Raw genomic sequence first — 21,046 nt, 5'->3', positions numbered from 1 at the left:
GCTCAGGGCGCGCGCCAGACGGTTGGTTCGGGTTGCGGCTTCGGAATGCGGTAGCCGCCGATATGCTCGAGAAGTTCATTGGTACGGCGCTGCTCGACCAGTACCTCACGCAGCAGGTTGCGCACCGCGAAGATGGCGAACGGCACCAGGATCCAGACCAGGCTGATGCCCAGCGCGAACAGGGTCAGCAGGGCTTTTGCACCATCCATGCACGGCATTCCTTGGTCGAAAGCAGCCACGCTAGCACGTGGCTGCTGCCGACGGATGTCAGCCGTTGTGCCGAAGGTGGATCAGCGGATACGGACGGCCTTGCGAATCGAGCGGTGAGCGGCCGCTTTCGACGAAGCCCATGCGCAGGTAGAAGCCGACGGCCTGTGCGTTCTGTTCGTTGACGTCAGTACTCAGCTGCGGATGCTGGGCCAGTGCATGCTGCAGCAGCTGCCGGCCGATGCCGGTGCCACGTACGTCCGGATCGATGAACAGCGCTTCCATGTGCGTGCCGTCGATCAGCATGAAACCCAGCGGCCGATCCTGCGCATCGACAGCAACGGTCATCGGCGCCTGCGGCAGGAAACCGGCGACTTCGGCATCGATCGCCTGGCGATCTTCAGTGCTGAGGAAGTCGTGGGTGGCGTCGACGGCGCGGCGCCAGAGGTCGACAAGGGCGGCGCCGTCGTCGGCGCGAGAGGGACGGAGGGTGGTCATGTGTTCACCAAGGTGCTTGACAGGAATGCGCAGTATGAAGCTTTCCGGCCGCGCCTGCAGGTGCGGGTTCATCCGGCGCTTCGATGGCGGATGAAGGGACTGTAGGCAGTCGCTTCCGCGCGCAGCGCCACGCCATCCTCGAAGTCCCCGCTATTGTTGAAGGGCACGGTCGGCCACTGCCGCCAGTGCGTCAGTCGCTCGCGGTAGGAAAGGGTTGCTGCAGCCAGCGCTTCGTCGTGGGCCTGTACGCGTTCCGCTGCAAGCCCTGAACGCACGCCGTGCACTACATGCGGCTCCATCACCTCGAAGCCGACGTAGCGCAGGCTGTACATCAACGGCCACAGCAACAGCCGGGTATCGCCTTCGCGGCCATCGACCGCGCACGCCCGCGCCGACGAACCGGTTGTCACGCTCAGCAACGCACGCTTGCCCTGCATCACGCCATGTTCGTGACGTTGCCGGCTGTTGTACATCGGCCCATACACCATCACGCGGTCCAGCCAGCCCTTGAGGATGGCCGGCGCCGCGAACCACCACAGCGGGAACTGCAGGATCACCAGGTCCGCAGCCCGCAGCAGTTGCAGGTGACGCTGCACATCGGCGGGCAGCTGGTCGTGTTCGGCGCTGTAGCGTTGTTCACGCTGGGCATCGAAGCGGTCGGGCTGCAGACGTTGCCGATGGTGGCAGGCCGCTTCCAGCGGATCGAAGCCTTCCGCATATAGGTCGACCACATCCACCTGTACCTGGTCGTGCCGCAGCTGCTCGGTGGCCTGCACGGCCAGGTGGGCGTTGAAGGAGCGGGGTTCGGGGTGGGCAAGCAGGATCAGGGCGCGCATGGGGTGAGGTGCTCGAGGAGTGTGCGACCATCCTCGCGGCGCCGGCATGCCCCGGCAATTACGCACCTTGAGGTAACCATGGCCTTTCCCGGAGATGTCTATGCCGCCGATTGCTCGGCGCGCGATGCGCTGGCGCTGATCTCCGGCAAGTGGGTGATGCTGCTGTTGCCGGCATTGGCGCAAGGCCCGCAACGCAACGGTACGCTGCTGCGAAAAATCGAAGGCATCTCGCAGAAGGTGCTGACCCAGACCCTTCGGCAGCTGGAGCGCAATGGCCTGGTCGAGCGGTGTGGCCTGGCTAGCAAGCCGCTGCATGTCGAGTACCGGTTGACCGAGGTCGCGCGCGGCCTGGTCGAGACGCTGTCCGCTCTGGACCGATGGGCCGAGCACAATTTCCCGGCGCTGGATGCGGCCCGCGAGCGCTTCGACGCGCGCTAGCGGCGCCTGCACGGCCGCGGGCGTACAATGCGGCCCCGGCGGCCATCCTGGCCCTGTACACACGCGAGAACCGCCATGACCGATGCCCTGGGTGTGCCGGTGCACGACACCGATGAACACTGGATGCGCCACGCGCTGGCGCTGGCCGAGCGCGCGCAGCGCGAGTTCGACGAAATTCCGGTGGGAGCCGTGCTGGTGGGTGCCGATGGGCAGCTGCTGGGCGAGGGCTGGAACCTCAACATCGCCTCGCACGACCCCAGTGCACACGCCGAGATCGTGGCCATGCGGGCCGGCGGAAAGTTGCTGGCCAATCATCGCCTGCTTGGCAGCACGCTGTATGTGACCCTGGAGCCGTGTGCGATGTGCGCGATGGCAATCGTGCATGCACGTGTCTCGCGCCTGGTCTACGGCGCCAGCGACCCCAAGACCGGTGCCTGCGGCAGCGTGTTCGACCTCATTGGCGACGCCCGCCACAACCACCGCGTGGAGATTCACGGCGGGGTGCTGGCCAAGGAAGCCAGTACGCGCCTGACCAATTATTTCCGCGCCAAGCGTGGCAAGCCGCCGCTGTTGCTGGAAGACCACGCCAGCGAGGGCTGAGGGGCGAAAGGGTATGATGGGCGCCTCTTTCCATTACCGGTAGGCCGCGCGCCTGCCCAGCAACGAGGCGACACAATGGCGGACACCGGCGCGGCCAACGAGCGACTGATCTGGATCGACCTGGAAATGACCGGGTTGGATACCGATAACGATTCGATCATCGAGATCGCCACGGTGGTGACCGATGCCCAGCTCAATGTGCTGGCCGAGGGCCCGGAATTCGCCATCCATCACCCGCTGGAAACGCTGGAAGCGATGGACGAGTGGAACCGTAACCAGCACCGCCGTTCGGGCCTGTGGCAGCGCGTGGTGGACAGCACCACCACGCTGGCCCAGGCCGAGGCGCAGACCGTGAACTTCCTGGCGCAGTGGATCCCGGCCGGCCTGTCGCCGATGTGCGGCAACTCCATCTGCCAGGACCGTCGCTTCCTGCACCGCCAGATGCCGCGTCTGGAGAAATACTTCCACTACCGCAACCTGGACGTCTCAACGGTGAAGGAACTGGCCAAGCGCTGGGCGCCGACCGTGGCCGCTGGCGTCGGCAAGAACAGCAACCACACCGCGCTGAGCGACGTGCACGACTCGATCGCCGAGTTGCGCCACTACCGCCAGTTCATGGGAGCGCTTTCCGGCCTTCCCACTGCCTGAGGGCGGTAGCGCCGGGCGATGCCCGGCGAATGCTGAGGGAGCGAAGCTCTCGATCAGGGGGCTGCCCCGATCGATGGCTCCGGGAAACGGCCGTTCCTGTTGTAAGGGCGTGTGCAGTGGAAAAATGATGTCCTGCACCCTTGAGGGCAGGCCTCTTGAATGGCTTGTTGAGGTGTTCCAGGCGCATCGAGATCCCGCGTGAAGACGCCGAATTGACCTGAGTTGTAGTGAAGCAGTGCTACCCCGCACTGCCCGCTGTAGGACGCAACGATTTCACAGTTCTGGTCGCTCTTCTGCTTGCAGGCTTTGAGTGCCTTTCGATTGGCACTCTCCTGCTTGTGCTCATGGATGGCCCATCCAATGGCGTCGCCAGAGACGGAACGGGCGATCGCGCCCCATTGAGGGACGATCTTTACACTTGAGATAAAATTCCCGGAATTGCCATTGTTGTCACCAGCGGGAATGGGGGCACAGCCGCGAACACCCTGCCCGCCGATCGAGTAGTAGCCAGGGGGGCAGGCCCATGCCGAATGCGACAGGCTGGCGCCTGCCAGGAACAACAGCAACATGACCATCAAGCGTGGGTGCATGGTGTTTCCTCGTCCATTGAGTGGGCTCCGGGGCACCGGTCGATGCCTGCATCCCATCCTAGCGAATATAGCGGCCCCGCCCACCCTCCGTTCAACTCCATAGCGCTAAGATCGGCGCCATGAACGAGCCCATCCTGCTCCCTCGCGATATTGCCCACGACGCCGGCGACTGGTCCGACCTGCAGCGGGCGGTGGCCCTGCTGGAAGCGCCGACCCTGACCGCGCGCATGGCCAATCTGGTCGGCACGCCGCTGGAGTTCGCGGTGAAGGCGCTGCCCAGCTCGGTCTCCAACCGCATCCACGGTGCGGTGCAGGCAGCACTGACCAAATCGGCGCAGGCCGCGCTGTGGAGCATGGACAACACCCCCGGCAAGGGGGCGTCCACCCGCTGGCACAAACTGGCGGCGGCCACCTCGGGGGCGGTTGGCGGTGCCTTCGGCTTCGCAGCGCTGTTCATCGAGCTGCCGGTGTCGACCACCATCATGATGCGTGCAGTGGCCGACGTGGCCCGCAGCGAGGGTTTCGACCTGTCTGAGTTCAGTACCCGCCAGGCTTGCCTGGAGGTGTTCGCATTGGGGGGTAATTCGCCGCGCGATGACGCCAGCGAGACCGGCTATTACCTGGCCCGCGGCTTCACCACCGATGTGATGCGCCACCTGTCGGCCGAGCTGGCCGGGCGCGTGGTGACCGGCCGCGACCTGACCCTGGGCGTGGCACCGAAGGAGGCGGGCAAGCTGCTGGCGAAGATGGTGGAGAAGGTGGCGGCGCGCTTCGGCGTGGTGGTCACCGAGAAATTTGCCGCACAGGCGGTGCCGATCGTCGGTGCTGCCGCCGGTGCAACTCTGAATACCATGTTCACCGACTACTACCAGGACATGGCGCGCGGCCACTTCATCGTGCGCCGCTTGGAGTTGAAGTACGGCGAAGATGTGGTGCGCACCTGTTATGACCGCGTGGCGCATGGCGCGGTAAAGATCGAGCCAAGGCTGGAGTAAAGCCACGCCATGCGTGGATGAGCCCTCGAACCGGGTGATCCTTGCCTTGGGGGAACAATTGTTTTGCCAGTGCATGCCTGTTGCCTGGCGGCCGCCATCCCCATTCTTGCCGGCACTCCCCCCGCAAGAGATGTCCGCCATGTTGTTCACTCCCCACCGCCTGGGCACCCTGACGCTGCCCAACCGCATCGTGATGCCGCCGATGACCCGCTCGCGTGCCGCCGACGGCAACGTCGCCACCGCGGAAATGGCTGCCTACTACGCGCAGCGCGCCAGCGCCGGCCTGATCGTCAGCGAAGGCACCCAGATCAGCCCGCAGGGCCAGGGCTACGCCTGGACCCCGGGCATCCACAGTGACGAGCAGGTGCGGGGCTGGCGCCAGGTGACCGATGCCGTGCACGCTGCCGGTGGCCGCATCTACGCCCAGCTGTGGCACGTGGGCAGGGTCTCGCACGTGGCGTTGCAGCCGGGCGGCGTCGCGCCGGTGTCGTCGTCGGCGCTGCTGGCCGAAGGCGTAAAGGTGTTCGTCGATCCCACGGGCGCCGGTCCAAAGGCGGGCGTGGGCGAGATGATCCAGCACTCGATGCCGCGCGCGCTGGCCGAGGACGAGATCCCCGGCATCATCGCCGACTACGCGCAGGCCACCCGCAATGCGCTGGCCGCGGGATTTGATGGTGTGGAACTGCACGGCGCCAACGGCTACCTGATCAACCAGTTCATTGATTCCCAGGCCAACCAGCGCACCGATGGCTACGGCGGCGCGCTGCCGAATCGCCTGCGCTTCCTGCGCGAGGTGGTGCAGGCGGTGGTCGAGGTTGCCGGTGGCGAGCGCGTGGGCGTGCGCCTGGCGCCGCTGACTACGCTGCAGGGTGCGGTGGACGATACACCGCAGGCGACCTATCTGGCTGCCGCACACCTGCTGGGTGGACTGGGTGTGGGCTACCTGCACATTGCCGAAGCCGACTGGGACGATGCCCCGCCGATGCCGGTGGCCTTCAAGCAGGCGCTGCGCATGGTTTACCCGGGCACGCTGATCTATGCCGGCAAGTACACCTCCGAGCGCGCCGAGCAGGCACTGGCGGAAGGCTGGGCCGACCTGATCGGCTTCGGCCGCCCGTTCATCGCCAATCCTGATCTTCCGGAGCGCCTGCGCATGGGGGCGGAACTGAATCCGCCAGACCGTGCGACGTTCTTTGGCGGTGGTGCGGTCGGCTTCACCGATTACCCGACGCTGGAAGAAAGCGTCGCTGCCTGATTCTGGAGGCTGCCGGCCAGCAGCCGGCACTGCCGGGGTGCGCGGGGCAGGGTAGTGCCGGCCGCTGGCCGGCATTTGGGTGGGTGCCGACCGTTGGTCGGCACTACCGGCATGGATCAGGGCTTGTCGCGCACCAGCGCGTCAGCCTCTATCACCCCACCATCCTTGCCGTGCAGGTACAGGTGCATGTCCTGCTGCGGGTACGGGATGTTGATGCCGGCCTTGTCATAGCCCAGCTTCAGCTGTTCCAGCAGCGTGACCTTGGTGCCGAACCAGTCGGCCGACTTCACGTAGCAGCGGATGCCCAGGTTGATTGCATGCGCACCCAGCTCGTACACCACCACGTCCGGTGCCGGCGTCTGCAGCACGCGCGGATCGGCTTTCATCAGCGCCAGCGCGGTATCGCGTGCCAGCTGGATGTTGTCCTCGTAGCCGATGCCGATCACCAGTTCGACGCGTCGCGTCGGCTCGGCAGTCAGATTGATGATCGGTGCGGCGGTGATCAGCGTGTTCGGGATGGTGGTGTGCTGGTTGTCGGCACCGGTAAGCACGGTCTGGAAGATGCGCACTTCGCGCACGGTGCCGGTCTGCCCGGCCACGGTCACCACATCGCCCACGCGGAACGGGCGCAGCGTCACCAGCATCACGCCCGAGGCGATATTGGACAGCGAATCCTTCAGTGCCAGGCCAACGGCCAGGCCAGCGGTGCCGAGCACGGCCAGCAGCGGGGTGATCTTCACGCCCAGCGTGTCGATGGCCAATAGCGCCACGATCACCAACGAAGTGGCATAGACCACGTTGCGCAGGAAGGTACCCAGCATCGGGTCCACACCCATGCGCGCAGTGGCGCGCGGCATTGCGTTGGACAGGCGTCGTGCCACCCACATGCCGACCAGCAGCACCACGATGGCGGCCAGCAACGGTACGCCGTAGGTTTCCAGCAGGCGTTCCCAGTCGAGCGAGTGGAACCAGGGCGTTGCGGCGGGCGAGGGCGGTGCGGCGGCGATCATGCGGGAATTCCTTTGCTGCTGCGGGACAGGCGCGAGGTGCGCGTGGCGTGTACAGACGCCAGAAACAGCAAGCCCCGCAGAGGCGGGGCTTGCGTGCAGCAGCAGTATCGGCTGACGCCGATGAACACGACGTCAGCCTGCGGCCTTTACGGCATCAGCCGTTGGCCTTCAGCTTGGCCAGGCGCAGCCAGGTATCGACCACGGTGTCCGGGTTCAGCGACACCGACTCGATGCCTTCCTGCATCAGCCATTCGGCCAGATCCGGGTGATCGGACGGGCCCTGGCCACAGATGCCGACGTACTTGCCCTTGGCGCGTGCTGCCTTGATCGCCATCGACAGCAGCTTCTTCACTGCCGGGTTACGTTCGTCGAACAGATGCGCGACGATCGACGAGTCGCGGTCCAGGCCCAGGCTCAGCTGGGTCAAGTCGTTGGAACCGATCGAGAAGCCGTCGAAGATTTCCAGGAACTCATCGGCGAGCAGTGCGTTGGACGGCACTTCGCACATCATGATGATCTTCAGGCCGTTCTCGCCCTGCTTCAGGCCGTTCTGTTCCAGCACCTCGATGACCTTGCGGCCTTCTTCCAGGGTGCGCACGAACGGAATCATCACCCACAGGTTGTCCAGGCCCATTTCGTTGCGCACGCGCAGCACGGCCTTGCATTCCAGTGCGAAGGCGGCTGAGAAGCTCGGGTCGACGTAACGGCTGGCGCCGCGGAAGCCGATCATCGGGTTCTCTTCGTGCGGCTCGTAGTTGCTGCCGCCGATCAGGTTGGCGTACTCGTTGGACTTGAAGTCAGACAGGCGCACGATCACCGGGTTCGGTGCGACCGAGGCGGTAAGGGTGGCGATGCCTTCGGCCAGGCGATCCACGTAGAAGCCGACAGGATCGGAATAACCGGCAATCTTCTCGTCGATCTTCTTCTTGGTCGCCGCGTCCTGGCGGTCGTATTCCAGCAGCGCGTTCGGATGGATGCCGATGTGGCTGGCGATGATCATTTCCAGGCGGGCCAGGCCGATGCCAGCGTTCGGCAGCTGGCCGAAGTCGAAGGCACGTTCCGGGTTGGCCACGTTCATCATGATCTTCAACGGTGCCGGCGGCATGTTGCCCAGATCGGTGGTGGTGCGCTCGAAGCCGAGCTTGCCTTCGTAGATGAAGCCGGTATCGCCTTCAGCGCAGCTGACGGTGACCAGCTGGCCATCTTCGATGACCTTGGTGGCGTTGCCCGAACCGACCACGGCCGGCACGCCCAGCTCGCGCGCGATGATCGCGGCGTGGCAGGTGCGGCCGCCACGGTTGGTGACGATGGCCGACGCACGCTTCATCACCGGCTCCCAATCGGGATCGGTCATGTCGGCGATCAGCACGTCGCCCGGCTGCACGCGGTTCATGTCTTCCAGCGTCTTCACCACGCGGGCCACACCGGCGCCGATCTTGGCACCGACAGCGCGGCCTTCGGCCAGCACGTTGCCGCCCTTTTCGGTCAGCGCGAAGCGCTCGATCTGGGTGGCGTGGCTGCGCGACTTCACCGTTTCCGGGCGCGCCTGCACGATGAACAGCTTGCCGCTGACACCGTCCTTGGCCCACTCGATGTCCATCGGGCGGCCGTAGTGCTTTTCGATGACCAGGGCCTGCTTGGACAGTTCCTGCACGTCTTCGTCGCTGATCGAGAAGGTGGTGCGCAGTTCGGCCGGGGTGTCCTCGATCCTGACGCGCTCACCCGGAACATCCGAATACACCATGCGGATCGCCTTGCTGCCGAGCGAGCGGCGCAGGATTGCCGGCTTGCCAGCCTGCAGGGTGGGCTTGTACACGTAGTACTCGTCCGGGTTGACTGCGCCCTGCACGACCATTTCGCCCAGGCCGAACGAGGAAGTGACGAACACCACGTCGCGGAAGCCGGATTCGGTGTCCAGGGTGAACAGCACACCGGACGAACCGACGCCCGAGCGCACCATCAGCTGCACGCCGGCGGACAGGAACACGTCCTCATGCTTGAAGCCGTGGTGCACGCGGTAGGCGATGGCACGGTCGTTGTACAGCGAGGCGAACACTTCCTTGACCTTGTGCACGACGTCGTCGGCACCGGTGACGTTGAGGAAGGTTTCCTGCTGGCCGGCGAAGGAGGCATCCGGCAGATCCTCGGCGGTGGCCGAGGAACGCACGGCCACGGCCACGTCGCCGCCGCCGTTTTCGGCGCTCAGCTTGGCGTAGGCAGTGCGGATGTCCTGGTCCAGCTGCGGCTGCAGCGGCGCGTCGATCACCCAGCTGCGGATCTCCTTGCCGGCAGCGGTCAACGCGTTGACGTCTTCGACGTCCAGCGTGGCCAGCTTGTCGAAGATGCGCTTGGACAGGTCGTTGTGCGCGATGAAGTCCTTGAAGGCTTCAGACGTGGTCGCATAACCTCCAGGAACGGAGACGCCCAGACCGGCCAGATTGCCGATCATCTCGCCCAGCGAGGAATTCTTGCCGCCTACGCGGGCCAGGTCGGCCAGACGCAGTTCGTGCAACCACAGGATGTTCTCGTTCAAGCGCGATGCTCCGTTTGGCCATCGCCCGAGGCGGGCTGAGTGGCCGCGTCCGTAGGAAGAAGCCGATATGATGCCGGGCAGACCGCTGTCGGCACAAGCTTGTGTTGGCGGCCCTTTTAGGCTTCGTAGGGGGTAAAAGCGCGCATGTCGACCATCCGTCCGGTGTTCTACGTTTCCGATGGAACCGGTATCACCGCTGAAACCATTGGGCATAGCCTGCTGACCCAGTTCTCCGGGTTCAGCTTCATTACCGACCGGATGTCGTTTGTCGACGACCCCGAAAAAGCCCGGGAAGCCTGTTCCAGGATCCAGGCGGCGGGGGAGCGCTACCAGGTCCGGCCGATCGTGGTGAACTCCTGCGTGGACCAGAGCCTGAGCCTGATCCTGGCCGAGAGCGGGGCGCTGATGCTGGATGTGTTCGCCCCGTTCATCGAGCCGCTGGAGCGTGAGCTGTCCAGTTCGCGTGTGAACCGTGTGGGCCAGGCCCATGGCATGGTCGACTTCGACACCTACCACCGCCGCATCAACGCGATGAACTTCGCGCTGACCCATGACGACGGTATCGCGGTGAATTACGACGACGCCGACGTGATCCTGGTGGCGGTGTCGCGCGCCGGCAAGACGCCCACCTGCATCTACCTGGCCCTGCATTACGGGGTGCGCGCGGCCAACTACCCGCTGACCGACGAAGACCTGGAAAGCGACCGCCTGCCGCCGCGCCTGCGCAACTACCGGCGCAAGCTGTTCGGCCTGACCATCGACCCGGACCGCCTGCAGCAGATCCGCCAGGAGCGCCGGCCCAACTCGCGCTACGCCAACCTGGACACCTGCAAGCGCGAGGTGGCCGCGGCCGAGGTGATGTTCCAGATGGAGCGGATCCCGACCCTGAGCACCACCCACACCTCGATCGAGGAGATTTCCAGCAAGGTGCTGGCTACGCTGGGGCTGCAGCGCGAGCTGTATTGAGGCGCGTGCCACGACCAACGGTCGTGGCCTACCTCCGGGGGGGCGACCCTCCTGCGCGGTGGGTATCGACCGTTGGTCGATACCGAGCCCCTTTGGTCGGGGTGATCCCGCCCCCACGTTCAAGCACCAACGTGTAGGATCGACCCATGGCCCGAGCCTTGCCCCGCACCGAACGCATTCCCCGCCTGAGCCGGCTGAGCTGGCTCATGGGCCTGTACGCGGAAAACTACCGCCATCTGGTGCGCCTGTTCGAACCGGCCGGACTGGTGGCGGGCAGCTACATTTCCTCGATCGGTGATGGCCTGGATGTCCGCCTGGATGTGATCGAGTGCCACCGCTACACGGTGGAGCTGCGCCTGACCTACGACCTGGCCGACCCGGTGACCGGCGAGCCGGATCCGTCGGCCTACGTGCGCCTGTACCGCGATGCGCGGCAGGCCGAGACCACCCACTGCTATGTCGGCCGTCGCTGGCAGGACACCATGGGGCTGTACCCGCCGCCGGCGGAGCTGATCAGCCACCGCATGAGGATGAACACCTTCCTCGGCAAGTGGCTGGAATACCTGGCCGAGCGCGGCCATGGCGTGGCCACCCTGCGCCGCGATCCCGATGGCGCAGGCACACCCGCCGAACGCCGCCTGTCGCTGGTGCGCTGATCGGCCATAATCCACGGCTGACCTGCCGCTGGATGCTGCCCCATGCCGTATACCCCGATCGTCGCCACCCTGGGCTACGTGCTGTCGCCGGATCGTCGCCAGGTGCTGATGATCCATCGCAACACCCGGCCCGGTGACCACCACCTGGGCAAGTACAACGGTCTGGGCGGCAAGATCGAACCCACCGAAGACGTCGCGGCCGGCATGCGCCGCGAAATCGCCGAGGAAGCTGGCATCGACTGCACCGGCATGCGCCTGCGCGGCACCATCAGCTGGCCGGGCTTCGGCAAGCATGGCGAGGACTGGCTCGGCTTCGTCTTCATCATCGATGGATTCGAGGGCACCCCTCACGGCGGCAACCACGAAGGCACGCTGGAGTGGGTGGACCTGGACAAGCTGGACACGCTGCCGATGTGGGAGGGCGACCGCAACTTCCTGCCGCTGGTGTTCGACGCCGACCCGCGCCCGTTCCACGGCGTGATGCCGTACAAGGACGGTCGCATGGTGAGCTGGTCCTACAGCCGCCTGTGAGGCGGGTCCGAGCACCGCTGCGCTCGCCGGGCACGGCCCGGCGCTACCGACGTCGCACCCTCCGCGTAGCGTCGGGCCATGCCCGGCGGGGTAGATCAGCGACGCTGTGCCAGCAGCAGGTGGAAGTGCTTTTCTCGGCTCTGGCCGTCATTACCCGTCGCGGTTTCCCGATGGCTGCGCCAGGCCGAGACGCGGAAGCCCGATACACGCAAGGCCAGCTCCACCGCGTCCAGCTCATGAAGCTGGAAGTCGGCGGTGAATGGCAGGCTGCGCATGAAGGTGGCATCGCCGAAGGCCAGGCAGAGGCGGCCGCCCCGGCGCAGTACCCTCGCCAGCTCGTCGAGCACCGGGGCCAGGTTCGGCCAGAAATACAGCGTATTGACCGCCAGTGCGGCATCCATCGCGACATCGGCGACCGGCAGGGCGTGGGCGTCACCATGACGCATTGCGGCACGATCGGCCAACCCGGCGCTGCTCAGCCGCTGGTTGCCGGCCTCGACCATGGCCGTGGACAGTTCGATACCCAGATAGTGGCTGTCGGCGGCCTCCAGCATCAGCGGTGCGAAGGCTGCGTTGCCAGGTCCGACCTCCAGGACCCGTTCGCCGGCGCCAACGGCCAGCAGCCCGATCGCTGCCTGGTTGAGCGCACCGTTGCTGCGGTTCATTGCGTCGGCCACTGCCAGCGCGGCCTCGCCATGGGGGTGCCGCAGCTGTGCGGCCAGGGTGGGAGCATCCAGCATCATCATCGTCCGTTGCAAAGTTTCGGACGTGGCGGCGGCGAGTCCGCCGGTGACCATAGCGCCGACCCTGCCGCTTGGGAAGTAGGAAAACCCCGCTGCAGGGTGATGAGGAAATGTCCAGCGTCGCAGTCGGTGAGATCTGGTTGTCCACAGGGGGTGTGGATTACACGTGGGCAACTTTGTGGATAAGCCACGACAGGCGCCACCCCCCTAGGCTGTCAAGATGGGTGGCGAAAAATTCACCGCCAGTGAGGACGGGTGAGGGAGCGGTGAAGGATCGACCCCGCCAGCGCTGTCGCCAGCGGCGGTGCTCGCGGTAACCTGTGGGCCTTGATGCTCCGTGAGACTCCATGAAACGTCACTTCTCGATGCTGCGCGAATTCCAGCTGGCCGACTGGTTCACCCTGGCCAATGCTTTCTGCGGCACCGGTGCGGTCTTTGCCGCGATGCGCTTCCTGCAGGACGGCGAGCGCGGCTATCTGCTGTTCGGCATGGCGCTGATCCCGCTGGCCTTCATTTTCGATGCCCTCGACGGGCACATTGCGCGCTGGCGCAAGTCCAGTTCCACCCTGGGCCGCGAGCTGGACTCGCTATCCGACGTGATTTCCTTCGGGGTGGCCCCGGCAGCGCTGGCCTATGCCTGTGGAATGCAGGGCGGCTGGGATTGGCTGGTGCTGAGTTATTTCGTCTGCTGCGGCGTGAGCCGTCTGGCCCGCTACAACGTCACCGCCGAGGCACTGGCCGGCGACGAGGGCAAGGTCAAGTATTTCGAGGGCACCCCGATCCCGACCAGCCTGTTGCTGGTGATCGTGCTGGCCATCGCCGCCGGCACCGGCGCCATCGGCCAGGACATCTGGTTTGGCCAGTGGCAGATCGGGCCGTGGCAGCTGCACCCGATGGTGCTGCTGTTCGCCCTGTCCGGGTCGCTGATGATCAGCAAGACCCTGCGTATCCCCAAGCCATGAGCCAGCCCTGCGGAGGCCTGCGATGACCAGCTCGGCCCACGACCCCGGCAGCAGCGATTTCGAGACCCTGGCCCGGCAGTACTTCGGCGCCTGGGGCGATGCCCTGCGCCATGCGGGCACGCCCGGCGCACCGGCCGGAGACGATCCTGGCAGCTGGCAGCGGTTGTTCGACTGGTGGGGCCAGCTGCTGCCCGAACAAGCGCAGGGCGCGCCGGAAGATGCCGTGCGCCGCTTCCGCGAACAGGCGGGCAGCTGGTACGGCACCATGCAGGAAGTGGCCGCGCGTTTTGCCGGCCGCGATGCCAGCAGCGCCGATGTGGCCCAGGCCTGGCGTGAGGCGGTGCAGGGGCAGGGCGATGGCATGCTGCAGTGGATGCTGCAGGGCGCCCGCGGCAGCACCCACGCCGGCGCCGCCGTGCCCGAATTCGCCGCATGGCTGCAGCAGTTCCAGCTGCAGGCCGGCCCGTGGCTGCAGAGCCCGGCGTTCGGCCCCGGCCGCGAGCACCAGGCGCGCTGGCAGGCGCTACTGCGCGCACAGGAGGAGTACCAGCAGCACTCGCGTGCATACGTCGATCAGATCAAGCAGGCGCTGGACGAGGCCTTCGCGCTGTTCGAGCAGCGCCTGGCAGAGCATGAGCAGCCTGGCAGCCAGCTGACCAGCGCCCGGGCGATGTTCGACCTGTGGATCGAAGTGGCCGAGGAGGCCTACGCCAAGGTCGCCATGTCCGAGCCATTCCAGCAGGTATATGCCTCGCTGGGCAACGCACAGATGCGCCTGCGCGCTGGACTGCAGCGCGAGGTGGAACAGATGAGTGAACGTATCGGCCTGCCGACCCGCAGTGAGATGGATGCCGCACACCGCCGCATCGCCGAGCTGGAGCGCAGCCTGCGCCGCCTGCAGGCACAGGTCGCGGTGCTGGCCGGAACCGCTGCGGTCGATCCGGTGGCGCAGCCGGCACCGGCGAAGGTGAAGCCGGTCGCGCGCAAGGCCACGAAGAAGGTCGCACCGGCGAAGAAGGCGGCTGCGAAAAAGGTGCCCGCAAAGAAGGCTGCTGGCCGCACCACGCCACGGGCGCGTGACCGATGAAAGGACCACTGGGCTTCAACGCCGATGACCTGATGCAGGAAACCCTGGCCATGCAGCGCAAGCTGATGGAAGGGCTGAAGCTGCTGCCGCAGGTCGAAGATGTTGATTACGGCGTGACCGCCCGCGAGGAGGTCTGGCGCGATGGCAAGGTGGTGCTGTACCGCTTCGTCGGCGAACAGGCACCGACCCGCCGCACGCCGCTGCTGATCGTCTACGCGCTGGTCAACCGGCCGTACATGGTCGACCTGCAGGCCGACCGTTCGCTCGTGCAGAAGCTGCTGGCGCTGGGCCAGGACGTCTACGTGCTGGACTGGGGCTACCCGGATCGCTCGGAGCGCTTCCAGACCCTGGAGGACTATCTGCTGCGCTACATCGATGGTGCGGTGGATGCGCTGCGCGCGCGCAGCGGCAGCCCGGTCGACCTGCTCGGCATCTGCCAGGGCGGCGTGTTCGCGCTGTGCTACGCCGCGTTGCGCCGGCAGAAGCTGGGCAAGCTGATCACCATGGTCACCCCGGTCGATTTCCAGACCGCCGACAACATGCTCTCGCACTGGGCGCGGCAGGTGGACGTGGACCTGCTGGTCGACACGCTGGGCAACATCCCGGCTGACCTGATGAATGCCAGTTACCTGATGCTCAAGCCGTTCCGCCTGAACGTGCAGAAGTACGTGGGCCTGCTCGACATCCTTGATGACAAGGCGGCGCTGGAGGATTTCCTGCGCATGGAGAAGTGGATCTTCGATTCGCCAGATCTGGCGGGTGAGGCGTTCCGCGACTTCATCAAGCAGTTCTACCAGGGCAACGGGCTGGTGAACGGCACGGTGCGGATCGGCGAGGAAGCGGTGGATCTGTCGCAGGTAACCCTGCCGGTGCTGAACATCTATGCCGAGCAGGACCATCTGGTGCCGCCGGATGCCTCGCGCGCGATGCGCGGGCGCTTGGGCACGGAGGACTACACCGAGTCCAGTTTCCGCGGCGGGCATATCGGTATTTACGTGTCTGGCCGCGCGCAGCGCGAAGTGCCGGCCACGATCGATGGCTGGTTGAAGGCGCGCGACCTGTAGGGTCGAGCTTGCTCGACTGCGAAAGGTGGATAAGCTCAAACACCGTTTGATGGACAGGTACATGGCTCAGCCAGCAGTTTTCGCCCGGAACAACGTCTCGTTCAACGATTCGTCGCCACCGGTGCCGGTCGATCTGATTGCAGTGATGGTGCCGGGCAGATTTCCCGGCAGAGATGCCTTTATCGAATTCTATTCGAAGCACAATGGTGGCTACTTCGACGGCGGCGCGGTGTTCTATCGGGACACGTTCTACGAAGTTGCCGCAGAAGATCGAAATCGGCTTGAGTTGGAGGCATTCCATTGCATCAAGGTGCCGGGCATGCCTCCCAATCCTCGACTTTTGTCAATCGTTGATGTGATGGGATGGAGGGCAGACCGCCATCGCGATGCTCTGGCGTTCTTTGAAAGTCACATCCCCTTTGGGGGTGACTGCGGCGACAACGACTATTGGCTTGACACGCGGACAGGTAGTGTGAAATTCACAATTGCGGGGGAGCATATCCGTGCGGACGACGCGATTCTTGTCGCCCCGGACTTCCTCTCGTTTTGCGAGAATATTCAAGTCATGCAGCGATAAAATCGAGCTTGCTCGACCGCTATGAGGCCCCTGATGTCCCGACGAATTCCTCTGATCTTGGCCGCGCTACTGGCGGCGCCACTTGCCAACGCCGCACCCAGCGCCGACGCGCGGCGGGAGATTGCCCAGCTGATCTCCAGCCTGGATGGCTCCCAATGCCGGTTCCAGCGCAATGGCAGCTGGCACGATGGCAGCGATGCGCGCGCGCACCTGCAGCGCAAGTACGACTACCTGCTGAAGAAGGACATGGTGGACAGCGCCGAGCAGTTCATCGAGCGCGCGGCCAGCCAGAGCAGCATGAGCGGCAAACCCTACCGCATCCAGTGCCCGGGGCAGCCTGAACAGACCGCAGCCGCCTGGTTCGGCGCGCGCCTGCAGGCCCTGCGCCACCGCACGCCGTAGACATAGGGGCGGTGTAGAGTCGAGCGATGCTCGACTGCTTTTTCCCGTAGCCTAGGAGAACCCGCATGAACATCACGCCGCGCACGCTGTCGCGTTCATTGAACGACCGCATGATTGCCGGCGTGATGGGCGGTATTGCCCATCGCTTCGGCTGGAACGCCACGTTGCTGCGGGTGATCTACGTGCTGTTGTCGCTGGGGTCGGCCGCCTTCCCCGGCATCCTGGTCTACCTCATCCTGTGGCTGCTGATTCCCAACGAGGCCGATTGAAGACTGCCCTGACGCCCTCGCCGATCTGGCTGCGCGCGCTGCAGGTGCTTGGCGCGCTGTGGACGTCACCCAATTCCCTGCTCGGCGTGATCGGTGGCCTGGCCGGCATGCTTGGTGGCGCGACAGTGCGCTGGAGCGGCCGTGGCTGTGCGCTGGTGTTCGACCGGTGGCCGTGGGGACCGGGTGGGGCGATCACGCTGGGCAATGTGATCCTGCATACCGGCCATGACCTGGGCATCTCCTGCCGAACCTATGCGCATCAGGCCGGGTGGGGCGTGGAGCCGCTGATCCGGCTGGATGACCACGAGCGTGCTCACGTGTACCAGTACATGGTGCTGGGGCCGCTGTACCTGCCGGTGTACCTGCTGTGCGGCGGAGTGAGTGCACGGAATCCGTTCGAGCGGGCGGCCGATCATTTTGCCCGGTTCGGGCACGGCTGGTGGCCGTAGTTTCCAGCCAACGGCGCAGCCCCTCGTGGCTTGGTCACGGAAAGCCTACCTCCTGGGGGCTGGCCGGGGGGGGGGGGGGGCTGGCGGGGACGCCGTGAACCCATCCCTGGGGGCTTAGCCGCGGCATCCATGCCGCGGATACCCCGCCAGCCCCACCCACCCGGCCGCTGACAGATTTCGTGCGCGTCCAGCCACGGAAGAGAAAAGAACAGCAGAAACGGGTCGCGCGCTGCGCTTGCTCGCGAGCGGGGCATGGCTTTGGCTCTACAGGAAGCAACAAATCAGCCGGCCACGCTGCTTTTGCTCTTGATCTTTTTTTTCTTTTCCGTGGTTGGACGCGCACGGAACCTGTCAGGGGCAGGGCGGGATGGGGGCGCGGGTCCGTTGGCGCCATGGATGGCGCCATCGAGCCCCCATGGATGGGTTTACGGCGTGTCCCGCGACCCCATCCCGCCCTGACCCATCACATGAATCGCACTTCGCGACCACGCCACGAGGGGCTGCGCCGTTGGCGGGAATCCCCCGAGGATTCGTTAGCCGGAAGTTAAAGATCCGTAAGCATTCTGCTGCGATTCCGCAGTCATCTGCATGCAACCGATCGTCATTAGCCTTCGTGACGTTCCAGTCAGGTTCGACGCGGTAAGCTCTCCCTCGATGAGCTCGCAGCATCGCTCATCGAGTGCAGTACGCAGTAGCAATTTGGAGGAATACATCACATGGCAATCGTTCTTTATGTCGGTGGTAGCAAGGATGGCGAGAAGGGCGTGGTGCCCTACGGCTTCAGCAAATCCCGCGCTGACACCGCGCTGGGGCCGGAGTTCTACACGGAGCGGTTCATGGAACTGCAGGGTGTCGGCAAGGTCCGCCTGATGGCCCTGGAAAGCATGCGTGACGAAATCGTCATGCAGCGCGCCGCCCGCCACTACCGCTGACCTCCGCAACACGCGGCAGGGCGCGCTCACCATCGCGCGCCCGCGCCGGCATCCCAGCCCAGGGCCAGTCCGAGCCCTCTCTTCGCCAGGATGCCGGCGTCCAATCCGGCCCCGCCGCTGAACCTCGCCCCCTGTCAATGCCTTGTCCGGCTCCGTCGTGGGTTGCCAGAATGGGGTCTTCCCGTACCGCGGCACAGACCTGAAGCAATGCACGACGCCAAGAACGCCCAGAGCGCGCTCGCCCAGCAGATCGCCCAGACCATCGCCGACGAGATCGGTGCCCAGTCCACCCAGGTACGTGCCGCCGTCGGCCTGCTCGACGAGGGCGCCAGCGTTCCGTTCATCGCCCGCTACCGCAAGGAAGTGACCGGTGGCCTGGACGACACCCAGCTGCGCAACCTGGAAGTGCGCCTGACCTACCTGCGCGAGCTGGAGGACCGCCGTGCGGCGGTGCTGTCCAGCATCGGCGAGCAGGGCAAGCTCAGCGATGAACTGCGCAACGACATCCTGGCGGCCGATACCAAGAGCCGGCTGGAAGACCTGTACCTGCCGTACAAGCCCAAGCGACGTACCCGCGCCCAGATCGCCCGGGAGGCGGGCCTGGAGCCCTTGGCCGATGGGCTGTTGACTGACCCGACGCAGGACCCGCAGGCCTTCGCGGCAACCTTCGTCGGCACCGACAAGGGCGTGGCCGACACCAAGGCCGCACTTGAAGGCGCGCGCGCGATCCTGATGGAGCGTTGGGGCGAAGACGCCGCGCTGGTCGGTGAGCTGCGTATCTGGCTGGGCGAAACGGGCGTGATCCGTGCTCGCGTGGCCGAGGGCAAGGAAACCGAAGGCGCCAAGTACCGCGATTATTTCGAACATGCCGAGTCGCTGGCGAAGATTCCCTCGCACCGGTTGCTGGCGCTGTTCCGCGCGCGCCGCGAGGAGATCCTGTTCCTGGAACTGGACCCGGGCAGCGAGGCCGAGGCCGGCCACCAGTACGCCGAGGGTCGGGTGGCGCGCAAGGCTGGCATTTCCGACCAGGGCCGTGCCGCCGACCGCTGGCTGCTGGATGCCTGCCGCCTGACCTGGCGTGCCAAGCTGCACACCCATCTGCTGCTGGACCTGTTCAACCAGGCCCGCGAGAAGGCAGAAGCCGAAGCCATTGCGGTGTTCGGCGACAACCTGAAGGATCTGCTGCTGGCCGCACCGGCTGGCCCGAAGACTGTGCTCGGCCTGGACCCGGGCATCCGCACCGGCTGCAAGATCGCCGTGGTTGATGCCACCGGCAAGCTGGTCGCCACCGATACCATTTACCCGCACGAGCCGCGCCGGCAGTGGGACCAGTCGCTGCAGACCCTCAAGCAGCTGTGTGCCAAGCACAACGTGGAGCTGATCGCGATCGGCAACGGCACCGCCAGCCGCGAGACTGACAGGCTGGCCGGCGAAGCGATCAAGGCCGCCGCCAACCCCAAGCTGCAGAAGGTCGTGGTCAGCGAGGCCGGCGCCTCGGTGTACTCGGCCTCGGAGTTCGCGGCCAAGGAATTCCCCGACCTGGACGTATCGATCCGCGGCGCAGTATCGATCGCCCGCCGCCTGCAGGACCCGCTGGCCGAACTGGTGAAGATCGAACCTAAGGCGATTGGTGTCGGCCAGTACCAGCACGACGTGGACCAGTACCGGCTGGCACGGGCGCTGGACGCGCGCGTGGAGGACTGCGTGAACGCTGTGGGTGTCTACGTGAACACCGCCTCGGCCGCGCTGCTGTCGCGGGTGTCCGGCCTGTCGGCCACGGTGGCCGAGAACATCGTGCGCCACCGTGACGACAATGGCCCGTTCAAGCGTCGCAAGGACCTGCTGAAGGTCGCACGCCTGGGCGACAAGACCTTCGAGCAGTGCGCCGGCTTCCTGCGCATCGCCGATGGTGACCAGCCGCTGGATGCCTCGGCGGTGCACCCGGAAGCCTACCCGGTGGTCGAGCGCATCGTGGCCAGCACCGCGCGCCCGATCAAGGCGCTGATCGGTGATGGCAGCTACCTGCGTGGCCTGAAGGCAGAACAGTTCACCGACGACACCTTCGGCGTGCCGACTGTGCGCGACATCCTCAAGGAGCTGGAAAAGCCGGGCCGTGACCCGCGCCCCGAGTTCAAGGCCGCGCGCTTCGCCGAGGGCGTCGAGGACATCAAGGACCTGCGCGAGGGCATGGTGCTGGAAGGCGTGGTCAGCAACGTGGCCGCGTTCGGTGCCTTTGTCGATATCGGCGTGCACCAGGATGGCCTGATCCACATCTCGGCGCTTTCCGACACGTTCGTGAAGGACCCGCGCGACGTGGTCAAGGCTGGCGATATCGTCAAGGTGAAGGTGCTGGAGGTGGACGTGGCGCGCAAGCGCATTGCCCTGACCCGACGCCTGGACGATACCCCCGGACAGGCCACCAGCCGACCCGGCCAGCGTGATGAGCGCGGCCAGGGCCAGGGGCCACGCCGCGACGCAGGCGGCCAGAACCGGGGCCAGAACCGGGGCCAGAACCGGGGCCAGGGCAATGGCAATGGCGGCCGTCCCGCCGCGCCCCCGGCCAACAATGCCCTGGCCGAGGCCTTCGCCCGCGCCAAGCGCAGCTGAGGACCGTGTCCCCCGTCACGGTCGATCCGGGGCGGGGGACTTGTCGATTTTCCCCGTGATTGCGCACACTTGCGCCTGAGGGGGGCGTTTGGCCTCCCCGCTGTCGCTGGGGAGGGCCATGACGCCAGCAGGACCCGATGTCTTCGTTGAACGCTGCAGCGGATCGCTGCGGCGGGAGCCGGCCTGCACGG

Annotated in this window: 24 protein-coding genes; 17 read left to right on the top strand and 7 right to left on the bottom strand. The window is 65.8% G+C overall.

Annotation, left to right across the window (positions count from 1 at the left end; all coding sequences use genetic code 11):
- Window positions 1-2 precede the first annotated feature (2 nt).
- The 3 genes from ABR323_RS05520 to ABR323_RS05510 all read right to left on the bottom strand — a co-directional run bounded on the left by ABR323_RS05520 (window position 3) and on the right by ABR323_RS05510 (window position 1,541).
- Window positions 3-209 carry a hypothetical protein gene (locus ABR323_RS05520; protein WP_005410107.1) on the bottom strand — a complete coding sequence of 69 codons (207 nt, stop codon included), beginning with the start codon at window positions 207-209 and terminating at the stop codon, window positions 3-5.
- A 58-nt stretch (window positions 210-267) separates the two neighbouring features.
- Window positions 268-705, bottom strand: coding sequence for an acetyltransferase (locus ABR323_RS05515; protein WP_049436612.1), 438 nt, complete (start codon window positions 703-705; stop codon window positions 268-270).
- Between the two features lie 68 nt (window positions 706-773).
- Window positions 774-1,541, bottom strand: a complete 768-nt coding sequence (locus tag ABR323_RS05510) for an NAD(P)H-dependent oxidoreductase (protein ID WP_439448540.1) — start codon at window positions 1,539-1,541, stop codon at window positions 774-776.
- Window positions 1,542-1,619: 78 nt separating this feature from the next.
- Between ABR323_RS05510 and ABR323_RS05505 the strand changes: the two genes are divergently transcribed.
- From ABR323_RS05505 to orn, 3 genes are all read left to right on the top strand, one after another.
- The gene (locus ABR323_RS05505; RefSeq protein WP_439448539.1) at window positions 1,620-1,979 is read left to right on the top strand and encodes a winged helix-turn-helix transcriptional regulator; all 360 of its coding nucleotides are present in this window, start codon (window positions 1,620-1,622) and stop codon (window positions 1,977-1,979) included.
- 75 nt (window positions 1,980-2,054) lie between these two features.
- A complete protein-coding gene (gene tadA, locus ABR323_RS05500) occupies window positions 2,055-2,579 on the top strand; it encodes a tRNA adenosine(34) deaminase TadA (protein ID WP_439448538.1) in 525 nt (174 codons plus the stop codon).
- 75 nt (window positions 2,580-2,654) lie between these two features.
- Window positions 2,655-3,227: an oligoribonuclease gene (gene orn, locus ABR323_RS05495; protein WP_228354623.1), complete on the top strand. Its 573-nt coding sequence runs from the start codon at window positions 2,655-2,657 to the stop codon at window positions 3,225-3,227.
- A 53-nt stretch (window positions 3,228-3,280) separates the two neighbouring features.
- Here the strand turns inward: orn and ABR323_RS05490 are convergent, their stop codons facing one another.
- Complete coding sequence (locus ABR323_RS05490) at window positions 3,281-3,796, bottom strand: DUF4189 domain-containing protein (protein ID WP_439448537.1); 516 nt, start codon at window positions 3,794-3,796, stop codon at window positions 3,281-3,283.
- Between the two features lie 140 nt (window positions 3,797-3,936).
- On the opposite strand from ABR323_RS05490, the gene ABR323_RS05485 reads away from it, so the two are divergent.
- Together ABR323_RS05485 and ABR323_RS05480 are read left to right on the top strand one after the other, a co-directional pair.
- Entirely contained in the window at window positions 3,937-4,812 is an 876-nt protein-coding gene (locus ABR323_RS05485) for an EcsC family protein (protein WP_439448536.1), read from the top strand.
- Between the two features lie 139 nt (window positions 4,813-4,951).
- Window positions 4,952-6,067: an alkene reductase gene (locus ABR323_RS05480; RefSeq protein ID WP_439448535.1), complete on the top strand. Its 1,116-nt coding sequence runs from the start codon at window positions 4,952-4,954 to the stop codon at window positions 6,065-6,067.
- 116 nt (window positions 6,068-6,183) lie between these two features.
- Here ABR323_RS05480 and ABR323_RS05475 read toward each other — a convergent pair whose 3' ends face one another.
- Together ABR323_RS05475 and ppsA are read right to left on the bottom strand one after the other, a co-directional pair.
- Window positions 6,184-7,077 (bottom strand): mechanosensitive ion channel family protein, encoded by an 894-nt coding sequence (locus tag ABR323_RS05475; RefSeq protein ID WP_439448534.1) that lies wholly within the window; start codon window positions 7,075-7,077, stop codon window positions 6,184-6,186.
- Between the two features lie 154 nt (window positions 7,078-7,231).
- Window positions 7,232-9,610 carry a phosphoenolpyruvate synthase gene (ppsA, locus tag ABR323_RS05470; protein WP_135274206.1) on the bottom strand — a complete coding sequence of 793 codons (2,379 nt, stop codon included), beginning with the start codon at window positions 9,608-9,610 and terminating at the stop codon, window positions 7,232-7,234.
- Window positions 9,611-9,754: 144 nt separating this feature from the next.
- Here ppsA and ppsR point away from each other — a divergent pair, with 144 nt between their 5' ends.
- The 3 genes from ppsR to ABR323_RS05455 all read left to right on the top strand — a co-directional run bounded on the left by ppsR (window position 9,755) and on the right by ABR323_RS05455 (window position 11,763).
- Window positions 9,755-10,576, top strand: coding sequence for a posphoenolpyruvate synthetase regulatory kinase/phosphorylase PpsR (gene ppsR / locus ABR323_RS05465; protein ID WP_012511422.1), 822 nt, complete (start codon window positions 9,755-9,757; stop codon window positions 10,574-10,576).
- 146 nt (window positions 10,577-10,722) lie between these two features.
- Window positions 10,723-11,232, top strand: a complete 510-nt coding sequence (locus ABR323_RS05460; RefSeq protein ID WP_049398213.1) for a DUF1249 domain-containing protein — start codon at window positions 10,723-10,725, stop codon at window positions 11,230-11,232.
- Window positions 11,233-11,274: 42 nt separating this feature from the next.
- Window positions 11,275-11,763, top strand: coding sequence for an NUDIX hydrolase (locus ABR323_RS05455; protein WP_135274204.1), 489 nt, complete (start codon window positions 11,275-11,277; stop codon window positions 11,761-11,763).
- A gap of 95 nt (window positions 11,764-11,858) precedes the next feature.
- Here the strand turns inward: ABR323_RS05455 and ABR323_RS05450 are convergent, their stop codons facing one another.
- On the bottom strand, window positions 11,859-12,509 hold the full coding sequence (locus ABR323_RS05450) for a class I SAM-dependent methyltransferase (RefSeq protein ID WP_439448533.1): 651 nt from the start codon (window positions 12,507-12,509) through the stop codon (window positions 11,859-11,861).
- Window positions 12,510-12,853: 344 nt separating this feature from the next.
- Here ABR323_RS05450 and ABR323_RS05445 point away from each other — a divergent pair, with 344 nt between their 5' ends.
- From ABR323_RS05445 to ABR323_RS05405, 9 genes are all read left to right on the top strand, one after another.
- Window positions 12,854-13,468 carry a CDP-alcohol phosphatidyltransferase family protein gene (locus ABR323_RS05445; protein WP_012511419.1) on the top strand — a complete coding sequence of 205 codons (615 nt, stop codon included), beginning with the start codon at window positions 12,854-12,856 and terminating at the stop codon, window positions 13,466-13,468.
- Between the two features lie 22 nt (window positions 13,469-13,490).
- Window positions 13,491-14,555 (top strand): class III poly(R)-hydroxyalkanoic acid synthase subunit PhaE, encoded by a 1,065-nt coding sequence (phaE, locus tag ABR323_RS05440; RefSeq protein ID WP_439448532.1) that lies wholly within the window; start codon window positions 13,491-13,493, stop codon window positions 14,553-14,555.
- Complete coding sequence (locus tag ABR323_RS05435) at window positions 14,552-15,619, top strand: class III poly(R)-hydroxyalkanoic acid synthase subunit PhaC (protein ID WP_439448531.1); 1,068 nt, start codon at window positions 14,552-14,554, stop codon at window positions 15,617-15,619. Before phaE ends, ABR323_RS05435 begins: the two co-directional genes overlap by 4 nt.
- Before the next feature lie 25 nt (window positions 15,620-15,644).
- Window positions 15,645-16,196: an SMI1/KNR4 family protein gene (locus tag ABR323_RS05430; RefSeq protein ID WP_439448530.1), complete on the top strand. Its 552-nt coding sequence runs from the start codon at window positions 15,645-15,647 to the stop codon at window positions 16,194-16,196.
- Window positions 16,197-16,229: 33 nt separating this feature from the next.
- Complete coding sequence (locus tag ABR323_RS05425) at window positions 16,230-16,598, top strand: YfeK family protein (RefSeq protein WP_439448529.1); 369 nt, start codon at window positions 16,230-16,232, stop codon at window positions 16,596-16,598.
- A 65-nt stretch (window positions 16,599-16,663) separates the two neighbouring features.
- On the top strand, window positions 16,664-16,867 hold the full coding sequence (locus ABR323_RS05420; protein ID WP_135274196.1) for a PspC domain-containing protein: 204 nt from the start codon (window positions 16,664-16,666) through the stop codon (window positions 16,865-16,867).
- Window positions 16,864-17,316: a hypothetical protein gene (locus tag ABR323_RS05415; RefSeq protein ID WP_439448528.1), complete on the top strand. Its 453-nt coding sequence runs from the start codon at window positions 16,864-16,866 to the stop codon at window positions 17,314-17,316. The genes ABR323_RS05420 and ABR323_RS05415 overlap by 4 nt, the downstream gene beginning before the upstream one ends.
- Window positions 17,317-18,032: 716 nt before the next feature.
- Window positions 18,033-18,248 (top strand): hypothetical protein, encoded by a 216-nt coding sequence (locus tag ABR323_RS05410; protein ID WP_006374014.1) that lies wholly within the window; start codon window positions 18,033-18,035, stop codon window positions 18,246-18,248.
- A gap of 207 nt (window positions 18,249-18,455) precedes the next feature.
- Window positions 18,456-20,855, top strand: a complete 2,400-nt coding sequence (locus tag ABR323_RS05405) for a Tex family protein (RefSeq protein ID WP_439448527.1) — start codon at window positions 18,456-18,458, stop codon at window positions 20,853-20,855.
- Window positions 20,856-21,046 lie beyond the last annotated feature (191 nt).

This window comes from Stenotrophomonas sp. ATs4 (genome assembly GCF_051861585.1).
Lineage (GTDB): Bacteria > Pseudomonadota > Gammaproteobacteria > Xanthomonadales > Xanthomonadaceae > Stenotrophomonas > Stenotrophomonas maltophilia_AS.
Note: the sequence above shows the minus strand (reverse complement) of the source record. Positions and strands in the feature narration are given on the sequence as shown.

Excerpts from the sequence above, each read along its gene's own strand:
- ABR323_RS05520 (WP_005410107.1), bottom strand. The coding sequence starts at position 209 with ATGGATGGTGCAAAAGCCCTGCTGACCCTGTTCGCGCTGGGCATCAGC.
- ABR323_RS05515 (WP_049436612.1), bottom strand. The coding sequence starts at position 705 with ATGACCACCCTCCGTCCCTCTCGCGCCGACGACGGCGCCGCCCTTGTC.
- ABR323_RS05510 (WP_439448540.1), bottom strand. The coding sequence starts at position 1,541 with ATGCGCGCCCTGATCCTGCTTGCCCACCCCGAACCCCGCTCCTTCAAC.
- ABR323_RS05505 (WP_439448539.1), top strand. The coding sequence starts at position 1,620 with ATGGCCTTTCCCGGAGATGTCTATGCCGCCGATTGCTCGGCGCGCGAT.
- tadA (WP_439448538.1), top strand. The coding sequence starts at position 2,055 with ATGACCGATGCCCTGGGTGTGCCGGTGCACGACACCGATGAACACTGG.
- orn (WP_228354623.1), top strand. The coding sequence starts at position 2,655 with ATGGCGGACACCGGCGCGGCCAACGAGCGACTGATCTGGATCGACCTG.
- ABR323_RS05490 (WP_439448537.1), bottom strand. The coding sequence starts at position 3,796 with ATGTTGCTGTTGTTCCTGGCAGGCGCCAGCCTGTCGCATTCGGCATGG.
- ABR323_RS05485 (WP_439448536.1), top strand. The coding sequence starts at position 3,937 with ATGAACGAGCCCATCCTGCTCCCTCGCGATATTGCCCACGACGCCGGC.
- ABR323_RS05480 (WP_439448535.1), top strand. The coding sequence starts at position 4,952 with ATGTTGTTCACTCCCCACCGCCTGGGCACCCTGACGCTGCCCAACCGC.
- ABR323_RS05475 (WP_439448534.1), bottom strand. The coding sequence starts at position 7,077 with ATGATCGCCGCCGCACCGCCCTCGCCCGCCGCAACGCCCTGGTTCCAC.
- ppsR (WP_012511422.1), top strand. The coding sequence starts at position 9,755 with ATGTCGACCATCCGTCCGGTGTTCTACGTTTCCGATGGAACCGGTATC.
- ABR323_RS05460 (WP_049398213.1), top strand. The coding sequence starts at position 10,723 with ATGGCCCGAGCCTTGCCCCGCACCGAACGCATTCCCCGCCTGAGCCGG.
- ABR323_RS05455 (WP_135274204.1), top strand. The coding sequence starts at position 11,275 with ATGCCGTATACCCCGATCGTCGCCACCCTGGGCTACGTGCTGTCGCCG.
- ABR323_RS05450 (WP_439448533.1), bottom strand. The coding sequence starts at position 12,509 with ATGATGATGCTGGATGCTCCCACCCTGGCCGCACAGCTGCGGCACCCC.
- ABR323_RS05445 (WP_012511419.1), top strand. The coding sequence starts at position 12,854 with ATGAAACGTCACTTCTCGATGCTGCGCGAATTCCAGCTGGCCGACTGG.
- phaE (WP_439448532.1), top strand. The coding sequence starts at position 13,491 with ATGACCAGCTCGGCCCACGACCCCGGCAGCAGCGATTTCGAGACCCTG.
- ABR323_RS05435 (WP_439448531.1), top strand. The coding sequence starts at position 14,552 with ATGAAAGGACCACTGGGCTTCAACGCCGATGACCTGATGCAGGAAACC.
- ABR323_RS05425 (WP_439448529.1), top strand. The coding sequence starts at position 16,230 with ATGTCCCGACGAATTCCTCTGATCTTGGCCGCGCTACTGGCGGCGCCA.
- ABR323_RS05420 (WP_135274196.1), top strand. The coding sequence starts at position 16,664 with ATGAACATCACGCCGCGCACGCTGTCGCGTTCATTGAACGACCGCATG.
- ABR323_RS05410 (WP_006374014.1), top strand. The coding sequence starts at position 18,033 with ATGGCAATCGTTCTTTATGTCGGTGGTAGCAAGGATGGCGAGAAGGGC.
- ABR323_RS05405 (WP_439448527.1), top strand. The coding sequence starts at position 18,456 with ATGCACGACGCCAAGAACGCCCAGAGCGCGCTCGCCCAGCAGATCGCC.